The 10,516-nt window shown below is 61.9% G+C and carries 7 protein-coding genes and 1 pseudogene; all 8 read right to left on the bottom strand.

The window, feature by feature from the left end; genetic code table 11:
* Positions 1-36: 36 nt before the first annotated feature.
* The 8 genes and pseudogenes from N2605_RS13035 to N2605_RS13000 all read right to left on the bottom strand — a co-directional run bounded on the left by N2605_RS13035 (position 37) and on the right by N2605_RS13000 (position 10,338).
* Positions 37-1,005, bottom strand: coding sequence for a TauD/TfdA family dioxygenase (locus N2605_RS13035; RefSeq protein WP_036023852.1), 969 nt, complete (start codon positions 1,003-1,005; stop codon positions 37-39).
* Positions 974-1,690, bottom strand: coding sequence for a thioesterase II family protein (locus N2605_RS13030; RefSeq protein WP_260346864.1), 717 nt, complete (start codon positions 1,688-1,690; stop codon positions 974-976). Before N2605_RS13030 ends, N2605_RS13035 begins: the two co-directional genes overlap by 32 nt.
* A gap of 60 nt (positions 1,691-1,750) precedes the next feature.
* Positions 1,751-1,978, bottom strand: a complete 228-nt coding sequence (locus N2605_RS13025) for an MbtH family protein (RefSeq protein WP_036013449.1) — start codon at positions 1,976-1,978, stop codon at positions 1,751-1,753.
* A gap of 376 nt (positions 1,979-2,354) precedes the next feature.
* Positions 2,355-4,694 carry a TonB-dependent receptor gene (locus N2605_RS13020; protein WP_260346863.1) on the bottom strand — a complete coding sequence of 780 codons (2,340 nt, stop codon included), beginning with the start codon at positions 4,692-4,694 and terminating at the stop codon, positions 2,355-2,357.
* Between the two features lie 249 nt (positions 4,695-4,943).
* Positions 4,944-6,091 (bottom strand): annotated as a pseudogene (locus tag N2605_RS13015) (amidohydrolase).
* Between the two features lie 283 nt (positions 6,092-6,374).
* A complete protein-coding gene (locus N2605_RS13010) occupies positions 6,375-6,806 on the bottom strand; it encodes a RidA family protein (protein WP_260346862.1) in 432 nt (143 codons plus the stop codon).
* Between the two features lie 18 nt (positions 6,807-6,824).
* Positions 6,825-8,003, bottom strand: coding sequence for an acyl-CoA dehydrogenase family protein (locus tag N2605_RS13005; RefSeq protein WP_225112776.1), 1,179 nt, complete (start codon positions 8,001-8,003; stop codon positions 6,825-6,827).
* A 16-nt stretch (positions 8,004-8,019) separates the two neighbouring features.
* On the bottom strand, positions 8,020-10,338 hold the full coding sequence (locus N2605_RS13000) for a bifunctional salicylyl-CoA 5-hydroxylase/oxidoreductase (protein WP_036023847.1): 2,319 nt from the start codon (positions 10,336-10,338) through the stop codon (positions 8,020-8,022).
* Positions 10,339-10,516 lie beyond the last annotated feature (178 nt).

Raw genomic sequence — 10,516 nt, 5'->3', positions numbered from 1 at the left:
GCCCGAATGAGACGTGCCGCTGATCACCCTTGCCGATCACCCCTGCCGATGAGCTTCCGCCATGGCGACGATCACCTTGCGCGGACCCCTGAACGGGGCCCGCGCGTGCGCGGTGAGCATGTTGTCGAGCATCACGACGTCCCCAGCCTGCCAGGGAAAGCTGATCTTGTGCCTCTCCAGAACGGTCCGGACCGTTGACAATGTTTCGTCCTCGATCGTCGAACCGTCGCCATAGAAGACGTTGCGCGGTAGATCGGCTTCGTCCTCGACCACGTCGAGCAGACTCTCGCGCACCTCCGGCTCGAGATTGGAGACATGGAACAGATGCGCCTGGTTGAACCAGACCCACTCCTTCGTGACCGGGTGCTGCGCCGTGCCCTGACAGACCTGGCGCGTACGGAGTTCGCCATCTTCCTTCCACTCGCATTCGATGTCGTGGCGAGCGCAGTAAGCTTCCACCTCCGATCTGGAGTCGGTGCCGAACACCTGCTGCCAATCGACGTCGAGCCCGTTGCCGTAGTTCCGCACATACATCACGCCCTTCTCGGCGAACCGCTCGCGAATGGCCGGCGGCATGTCGCGATAGATGGCGCGGCTGTCGGCGATCGGCGTCTCGCCGCCTTCCAGCGCTGGCTGCATGCAGTAGAACCAGATCTTCATCGGCCAATCGCGGGTATAGGCCTGCTCGTTGTGCAGCGGGATATGCTGGTGCGGCGGATACTCCGTGGACGTGTAGACGCCTGAGGTCACCTGCGAACGCGGCGTCGACCCGAACTCGTAGGTCAGCAGCGGGTGGCCGAAATCGGCCGCGAAGGCTCGAAACGCATCGGGACCATCGAGCGCGAAATCGCGAAACACGATGCCGCCGCTGTCGGTGAGGTACCGGTCGATCGTTGCACGCAGCATGGGAAGGGATTCGCCGAGCGGCTGCCCGGCCTCACCTGCCCTAAGCAGCATGGGAAGAGCCTTGCCCTCAATGAGTGGCTGGACGGAGAACGCGCTCATGATCCTCGCTCCGATGCAAACCGGTCGATCGCCCCGATTGCCGGGCCAGCGCCCAGCCGATCCGGTCGATCAGTTCGGCCTGCTGTGTGTGAATGAAGAAGTGATGCCCGGGCAGAATATCGAGCGTGAATGCCGCCGAGGTCTCCAGCCGCCAAGCCTCGAGTGCTTCGCGGCTGGTCTCGTCGTCCGCTCCGCCAAAAACGTGTACGGGGCACGGCAATGGACGCCGCGGCCGGTAGGCATAGGCTCCGCACATCAGAAAATCTGCGCGCAGTACCGGCAGCGCGGATCGCATCAACTCGGCATTCGACAGCGCCTCGTCGGGTGTGCCCTGAAGATCACGCAGCTCCTGCATCAGCGCCTGGTCGCTCAGGGGATGGCGCCACTTGCTGCCGTCCCGCACCGCCGGCGCTTCCGCACCCGAGGCGAAGAGAATGGCCGGCGCAGGCGCCCCGCGATCGAGCAGGCCATGTGCGAGCTCGAACGCGATCACGGCACCGAGGCTGTGCCCGAATAGTGCGTAGGGCCCGTCGAGCTGCGCGGCGAGTTCACCAGCCAGCTGTGCCGCCAGCACGCGCGGATCGGTCGCCAGCGGCTCGTCCATGCGCGCACCGCGGCCGGGCCATTCCACCGGCCGAACGTCGATCGACGACGACAGCAGCCTGCGCCACCGCGCATAGAACATGGCAGTTCCGCCGGAATAGGGCAGACAAAGAAGCCGCATCGGACGACCGGACTTCGCTGACTACGTCGTCTGCTGAGGCGACGCGCCGTCCATGAACTTGCGCAAGCTGAGCGGGCGCATGTCGGTCCACACCTGCTCGATATGGTCGAGACATTCCTTCTTGCTGCCGGACTTGCCCACCGCCTTCCAGCCGGCCGGAATCTCCTTGAACGTCGGCCAGATGGAGTATTGCTCTTCGTGATTGACGACGACGGTGAAGGTGACGTCGTCTCTGTCGAACACCATCATGGCGCGATCCCCTTTTCGGAAAGCGAAAGCAGAGACGTTTGACTAGGTGAGAAGCCGACGAGGGTCAAAGCAATATCGACGCGACTTTTTGTAAGACCTCAAAATTGGCGACGGGCGGACACAATGCAACCTCCGCGCTTGCGCGCCAATACGCGGAAAACTATTGGGATTTCAGGACGCGACGAAGATTGCTGCAATTCTAACTGCGCAAGGAGGAACTTTTCCGATGTGGCGTGATGGTGCGATTTTATCGCGGTGGTGTTTCATGACACTGTCATCAATCGCGACAAGTGCAGCTTGCTGATTATGGACCAACGAAAAACCGCCGCGGACCAGATCCACGGCGGTGCGCATCGGGAGTACCAAGGACCAGCGTTCAGAAATTGAACGTCGTCGACAGGAGGTAGGTGCGCGGCGCGCCGAGTGATACCGCGCTACTCACCGTGCGATAGGAATTCCAGTACGCCTCGTTGAACACGTTCTCCACGCTGGCGCGAACAACAATCGGCTTACCGTTCCAAGGCGACACGAATGTGTAGCGTGCGCCAAGGTCGACTCGCGTCCACGCAGGAAGCTCCTGCGTATTCGCATCGTTGGCGTAGCTCTCGCTAGTGTAGATGACCCGGCCGGTCATAGTCAGTCCCGGCAGGAACGGGGTGTCCCACTCGGCGCCGAGGTTCAAGTTAACCGCCGACACGCCGACGGGAACCTTGCCATTGTAGTTGACGATGATCGATCCGACGGAGACCGCCTGCCTGACGACCTCGCCGTCAATGAAGGTCACACCACCCAGCACCCGGAACGTCGGGGTCACCTCCCCGAAGGTGAACAGTTCGAAGCCCCGATTGCGCTGCTCGCCGGAAAGTCGCCTCGCAGGTAGGGTTTGCCCCGGCACTGCGACCGAAATAATGTTCGGACTGGTGATGTCAAATGCGCTGGCAGTAAAGCCGATCCGGCCCATATCGACCTTCATGCCGACTTCCTTCTGCTTGGTCTGAGCAGGAGGAATGATCTCGCCAACGTTCGAATACGACGTGGCGCCGACAACGACTTCGGGCGCCTTAAGGCCTTCGATGTAGTTTGCGTAAAGGGAGATGTTCTCCACCGGCTTGACGATGACCGCATAGCCGGGACTCCAGGTCGGAACGTCGACACTCGATTTGGCAGAGGTCAGCAGGTTCACGCTGTCTACGCCCGCTGTCTGCCGCCTCGCCCCGACAACAAACTGAAGCCTGTTGTTGAACATCGACATCGTATCAGCGATACCGACACTGGTAAGCTTGGTTCGCGTCTCCAGATTCTGGGCGACGGTAGCGAAGTTGGGATAAGGGATCGGAACCGGATTGTACAAGTTTGAATTGATCGCAGCGCCTGCCCTGCCGAACGAACTGTAATCTCGCTCGAAAGCCGAGTAGTTCACAGTCAAGAGATGATTGATGGGGCCGGTATCCACCGAGGCTCGCAGCCCGACCTCACCTGTATAATTGTCATAAACATCGCGCCCGCTGAATGGAACGGCCGTCCAGTTGCCGTTCGCGTTCGTGATGCGCGGCGATGGATAGACGTAGTCGATCTCGCTCTTGTGATATCCAGCCGCACCGTACGCCGTCACCGACTCCGTTAAATCGACTTCACCGCGCGTCATGGCAAACGCGTCTTTCGGTTTCCATGTCGCCCATTCCGGCATGTAATTGGCGCCGGGCTTCGGAAGGGCGGGAACTGGGATGGTGGTCGCGAACGGAGGACTGGTGGTAAACGTCAGGAACCGCAGCGGCGGCTTCAGATCATCAGCCTGATAACCGATATCCGTTGAAAAGCGCACGCGTTCACCCCGGTAGTCCAGATTGAGCACGGCGTTGCCGAACTGATCGGTCTGCCGATCATACGCAGTCGAGCCGCCCCGCGCCTCACCATTGAACCGGACGCCCCATTCTTTATGTTCGCCGTATCGACGGCTCACATCGGTTTGCAGTCCGAACTGAGACCTTGATATGTAAAGTGCAGTGAGTTGCGTGATGTCGAAGTCAGGTGCGCGCTTAGTCACCAAGTTAATGCTACCACCATTGGCACCTGCAGGCGGCATGCCGCCGAGAAGCACGCCCGGTCCCTTCAGAACCTCGACGCGCTCAAGGAAATTCGCTGACGTGGAATAGAACGGCGCCATTCCATAGAGGCCATTCATGGCGTAGTCGCCACTGTCGTGGTAGAAGCCCCTGATGTAGACACCATCGATGCCATTGCCGGCAGGCGTCTTCACCCGGACCGAGGGATCGTTGAACAGCACATCGCCGACGGTGCGCGCCTGCTGATTCTTGATCAGCTCCGCCGTATAGCTCGTCTGGTTGAACGGCGTGTTCATCACGCCGCGATTGCCGAGCAGACCGAGACTCCCGCCGGTTGCAACCTGGCCGCCTGCGTAGGCGGGCGGCACCGTGCCGACCGTTCCGGTCGAGGGCACCACATAGGGAACGGGTGCAGCCTGGCGCGGAGGCGCCGCGGCGACTGATCGCTGTCCACGCGAGGCGCGCGTCGACTGTGATCTCTGGACCGGCTGACGAACTCTTGGCTTGGGGGCATCCACGGTCACGGGCGGCAGATTGGATTGCGCAACCGCATGCTGAAGGTCACCCGAAGATTCCATCGACAGTGCGAGATAACTCACCGCGCCCAACGATAGTGTACGCACGATTTTCCTGGCCGAGAGTTCACGCATCATTCCTGCGCCCCAATTCCACTTGCAAGCACGTCCCCGTCGCTTCCTAACATACGACGGTGCTGCGAGAAGGAATTGGGACCTAGAAATTATCTAAGGTTGCACGACGAAACCGTCGTGATCGGAGAAGCGATTTCCTGCTTCGGACTTCACTGCAAATTTTCGAAAGCTTCTAGTTTCAAATCGTTCTAAGCGCCGATCCAACATGTGACATGCAGGCGATACGCTGTCACTCCGTCCGGAATTCTCTATTTAGCCAAGCAGGTTGCGTATGGTGCGCACGAATATTCTTGCACCAATTTCTATCAACTGATCCGGAAAGTCGTAGTTCGACTCATGCAGCCCGGGATGCTCTTTGCCGGCTCCCAGGAAAAACATCGCCGACTTCGAACGGGAGCCAAAACGTCCGAAGTCCTCGGAGCCACGCAGTGGAAGGCCCTCCGCCGAATGTCGCACCCCCTCTGCGTCCAGCGCGCTTCTAAGCTGGGCAACAGCATCGACGTCGTTTGCGCAATGATTGAAGACGTCGCGATAAGCGATTTCCGTGCTCAGCCCCTCACCGGCCGTCACGCTTCGAACCAAGTCTTCCGCCTCCAGGCGGAGCCGTTCCATCATCACGTCGGTGCATGTTCTCAGTGTCGCCCACAATTCGCCGAAGCCTGGCGCGATACCGAACGCAGGCTCACCAAGTCTTGCGTGGGTGATCGTCAGCATCGAGAAGTCGTCGTCCAGCTCCGTCCCGCGCCCGAGCGCGGGTATCTCCAGCAGAAGCCTGGCGAGCGCGTCTTTCGGGGAGATACCGAGCGCCGGATTCGACGCGTGCGTCGTTCGTCCTGATAATCTGATCTGCATTCCTTGCGAGGCGCAATTCACCAAACCTTCGGCAAGAGAGACCTGTCCAAGACCGAGGCCGGGAAGGTTATGCAGCGCGAAGACAAAGTCGGGCCGCATCTGCTCAAACTTCGCGTCAGCCAGAACGGCGGCCGCACCGGACCCGTCCTCCTCGGCCGGCTGAAACAGGAGCGCTACGCGACCTCGGCTTGGACGTTGCTGGCTCAGATTTTGCGCTACGGCCGCCAGAATTGCCATATGACCATCATGACCGCAGAGATGGGCCTTTCCTGCTATCAGCGATCGATGCTTGAGTTGTGATTTTTCCTGAATCGGCAGTGCATCCAGTTCGGCCCGAAGCATGATCGTCGGGCCAGACTCACGTCCATCATAGATTCCAAGCACGCCGTGACACCGAGGCCCGAAACGATCCTGTCGGCACCCGCCGCCTGAAGACGGGCCCGCACGGCTTCCGCGGTTTTTGCCTCTTGCCCCGACAGTTCCGGCACGGCGTGAAGATGGCGTCGCCATGCCACCAATTCATTCAGATCGTTCTCGGTCAGGAACATTGGGCTTCTTTCTCACTCATGACCGGCGGCGAAACGCCTGTTGTAGTCGCTGCACTGCTCTCGTCAATTCGATCGCGCGGAAGCCGAGCTCAGTATCACGCCTCAGACCGTCTGCTCAAATTTGCAGTCGATAGATTTTTGTGCATCTCCCGGTGCACACATCGTGCACATGCCGCCCCTTAGCCGATTGAAAATATTGAGCTCTCGCTCCAATCCATCACGGGCGCCGTAGAGAGCTTTCCATCGTCGCGGTCTCGCCGCGGGCCTGCGGCCGACGCCTTCGTCAGCGCGGGACGACGGCCGTCGCCTCGATCTCGACACGCGAGGATGGCTCGACGAGACGCACGATCTGCACCAGCGCCATGCTGGGGAAATGGGTGCCAATGACCTCGCGATAGACTTTGCCGAGCGCCTTCAGGTTCGACACATATTCGTCCATATCCACGACGTACCAGGTCAGGCGCACGAGATGGTCCGGCCGCGCGCCGCCCTCTGCCAGGATCGCGACGATGTTTTCGAGCGTCTGGCGGACCTGCGCAACGAAGCCGTCCGCAAATCGCCCGGCGACGTCCCAACCGACCACACCACCCGTCATGACGAGTCGTCCTTCGGCCATGACGCCGTTCGCATACCCCTTCGGCTGCCGCCAGCCGCTGGGCTGAAGCAGTTGCAGACCACGCGTCGCGGGGACTTCCGGCTTTCTGATCGTGCTCATGCGTAGTTCTCAATCCCTTCAGCGCGGCTTCAACAGCTCGCGGGCGACAATCAACTTCTGGACCTCGGTCGCACCCTCGTAGATGCGCAGCGCGCGGATTTCGCGGTAGAGACTTTCGACGACCTCTCCCTTGCGCACGCCGCGGCCGCCGAACATCTGGACGGCACGGTCGATGACGCGCTGCGCGGTCTCGGTGGCGGTCAGCTTCGCCATGGCGGCTTCGCGCGTCGTCGGAAGCTTCTGGACATCGCGGCGCCAGGCCGCGCGGTAGGTCAGCAGCGCCGCCGCGTCGGTGTCGGTCGCCATGTCGCCGAGCGCGGCCTGGGTCAGTTGAAGATCCCCCAGCGTCGCACCGAACATGTTTCGGCTGCGGGCATGCGACAATGCCTCGTCGAGCGCGCGACGGGCAAAGCCGAGGGCTGCGGCGGCGACCGATGCGCGGAAAATATCCAACGTCTGCATCGCGAGCTTGAACCCGCCCCCGGGCGCGCCGAGCCTACGGCTCGCGGGAATCCGGCAATTAGTAAAGCGCAACGTCGCCAGCGGGTGCGGCGCAATGACGTCGATGCGCTCGGCAATGCTAAAACCGGGATCATCCGGAAAGACGACGAAGGCCGAAATGCCGCGGGCGCCCGGCGCCTCGCCCGTTCGCGCAAACAGCGTATAGACGTCGGCAATGCCGCCGTTCGAGATCCAGGTCTTCTCGCCGTCGATGACGTAGGTGTCGCCGTCGGCCCGCGCCGTGCAGGACATCGCCGCGACGTCCGACCCCGCCTCCTTCTCGGAGAGCGCGAAGGCCGCGAGCCATTCGCCGGAACGCACCTTCGGCAGCACGGCCTTGCGCAACTCCGCCGAGCCACCCAGTGCAATCGCTCCGGAGCCAAGCCCCTGCATGGCGAAAGCAAAATCGGCGAGGCCATCGGCATAGGCCAGCGACTCGCGCGACAGGCAGATCGAGCGGGAATCGATCGACGTCGCATCGCCATCGGGCGCCGCGACCGCGCAATCGAGCAACCCCGCCGCGCCCATCGCGCGCACAAGCTTGCGACAGGCACCATCCACATCATTGTGATCGATCTTGTCGAGGGCTCCCGACTGCACGAAGCGATCGAGCGCCTCGCCGATCGCAAGATGGCGGGGCTCGAAGAACGGCCAGTCCAGCCATTCGCGCCGGATCATCTTTACCACGGAGTTCATCCGATCCCTCCTTCGCTCACTGCGCGGCCACGGCAGCGGCACGCGCCAGATTGGCTTCGTATTGTCCCTTGGCGGACAGATATTGCTTTGGCCAGTTGACCGCTGTGATCCCGATGCGCGCGGCTTCGTGCAGCGTCCAGGCCGGGTCGGCGAGATGCGGCCGCGCAATCGCGCAGAGATCCGCGCGGCCAGCCGCGAGAATCGAGTTGGCGTGATCGGCCTCGGAGATCGCACCGACTGCTATCGTCTCGATGCCGACTTCGTTGCGGATCAGATCGGCGAATGGCGTCTGGAACAGGCGGCCGTAGATCGGCCGTTCCTCCTTCCAGACCTGTCCCGAGGAGCAATCGATCACGTCTGCTCCCGCCTCCTTGAACATCGCAGCGAAGATCGCGGCGTCGGCCGGCGTGTTGCCGCCTTCGGTCCAGTCATGGCAGGACAGCCGCACCGACATCGGCCGATCGGATGGCCACGCCGCGCGCATCGCCCTGAAGACCTCCAGCGGAAAGCGCGCACGATTTTCGTGGTTGCCGCCATATTCGTCAGTCCGCCGGTTGGTCAGCGGCGAGAGGAAGCTCGATAGCAAATAGCCATGGGCGCAATGAAGCTCGAGCCAATCGACACCGGCGTCGGCAGCACGGCGCGTTGCGGCGACGAAATCGTCGCGGACGCGGTCCATATCGCTGCGGTTCATCTCCCGCGGCAACTGGCTGTGCGGCAGATAGGGCAGCGCGGAAGCCGAGATCAGCGGCCAATTGCCTGAAGCCAGCGGTTGGTCAATCCCCTCCCAGGCGAGCCGGGTCGATCCCTTCCGCCCGGCATGGCCGAGCTGGATGCCGACCTTGGCATGTCCGAGGCTATGGACCAGATCGACCAGCCGGCGCCATTGTGCCGCTTGCTCATCATTCCAGAGCCCGAGACAGCCCGGCGTAATCCTGGCATCCGGTGAGACGCAGGTCATCTCGGCAAAGATCAACGCGGCGCCGCCCATGGCGCGCGCTCCGAGGTGGGCGATGTGGAAGTCGTTGATCAGCCCGTCCTTCGCCGAATACATCGCCATCGGCGAGACCATGATGCGGTTCGCCAGCGTGAGGCCGCGCACGCGGTGCGGCGTCAGCATCGGCGGCGGTACCCGTTCGCCGTCCTCGACGGCGATGCCCGAGCGCGCGGCAAACCATCGCTCGAATCCTTCCAACCAGGCACGGTCGCGCAGGCGCAGGTTTTCATGGCTGATGCGCTGGGAACGCGTCAGCATCGAATAGAAGAATTGCGGCGGTTCGAGCGTATCAGCATAGCGCCGGCCGACCACCTCGAACCATTCCATCGCATTGCGCGCGGCGTTCTGGATGCGCGCCACGTCGACGCGGCGTACTTCCTCGTAGGCCTCCAGCACGGTCTGGATGCGGTCGCGCCCGTGACCATGGCGATCGAACTGGTTGGCGAGCTCGATGGCGTCGTCGAGCGCGAGCTTGGTGCCCGACCCGATGGCGAAATGCGCAGTGTGCGCGGCGTCTCCCATCAGCACGACATGGGAGCGGCCGTTGAACACGCTCCATTTGCCGCAGATCAGGCGGCTGAAATTGAGCCAGGCCGAGCCGCGCAGATGGCGGGCGTTGGTCAAGAGCTTCGCACCGTCGAGCGTCTCGGCAAAGATCTTCTCGCAGAAGTCGATCGACCCCTGCTGATCGAGCTCGCCCAGCCCGTGAGCATTGTAGGTCTCTTCCGTGGTCTCGACGATGAAGGTCGAGGTCTCCGCGTCGAACTTGTAAATGTGTGCCTGGAACCAGCCGTGCTCGGTCCTCTGGAAATCGAACGTGAAGGCGTCGAACGCCTTCTTGGTGCCGAGCCAGATGTAGCGGTTCGGCCGGATCACCATGTCCGGCTGGAACTGTTCGGCATAGCGGGCGCGAATCCTGGAATTCACACCGTCGGTGGCCACGATCAGGTCGGCGTCGGGGAATTCAAGATCGGACTCCACCTCACGCTCGAAGGCGAGCTCGACACCCAGAGCCTCGCAGCGCCTCTGGAGAATGTTGAGCAGATGCTTGCGACCAATGCCGATGAAGCCGTGGCCGGTCGTGCGCTGGCGCGTCCCCTTGAAGACCAGCTCGATGTCGTCCCAATGATTGAAGGCGTCCTCGATCTCGGCCGCGCTTTCGGGGTCGGCAAGACGCATCGCAGACATCATGGCATCGGAGAATACCACCCCCCAGCCAAACGTATCGTAGGGCTTGTTGCGCTCGACGACCGTGACGACATGTTCCGGATGTCGACGCTTCATCAGGAGGCCCAGATAGAGGCCGGCCGGCCCGCCGCCGATACAGACTATGCGCATGATCCCTCGCTTTCGCGCGTTGCGCCGAGCTCTCACCCAATTATTTTAAGTATAAAATATTTCCTCGACGCGTGCCTTGTCAAGGCGGTTCTGCAAAGGCCCTGGAGGGCACGCCTCTCGCCGCAGCGTCGATCTGAATTTTAGTGTAAATCGGATGCACGGCGGCGCCGATTCCGGA

The organism is Bradyrhizobium yuanmingense (assembly GCF_025200905.1).
GTDB classification, from domain to species: domain Bacteria; phylum Pseudomonadota; class Alphaproteobacteria; order Rhizobiales; family Xanthobacteraceae; genus Bradyrhizobium; species Bradyrhizobium yuanmingense.
The sequence above is the reverse complement of the archived record's forward strand: the minus strand, read 5'-3'. Positions and strand labels throughout refer to the sequence as shown.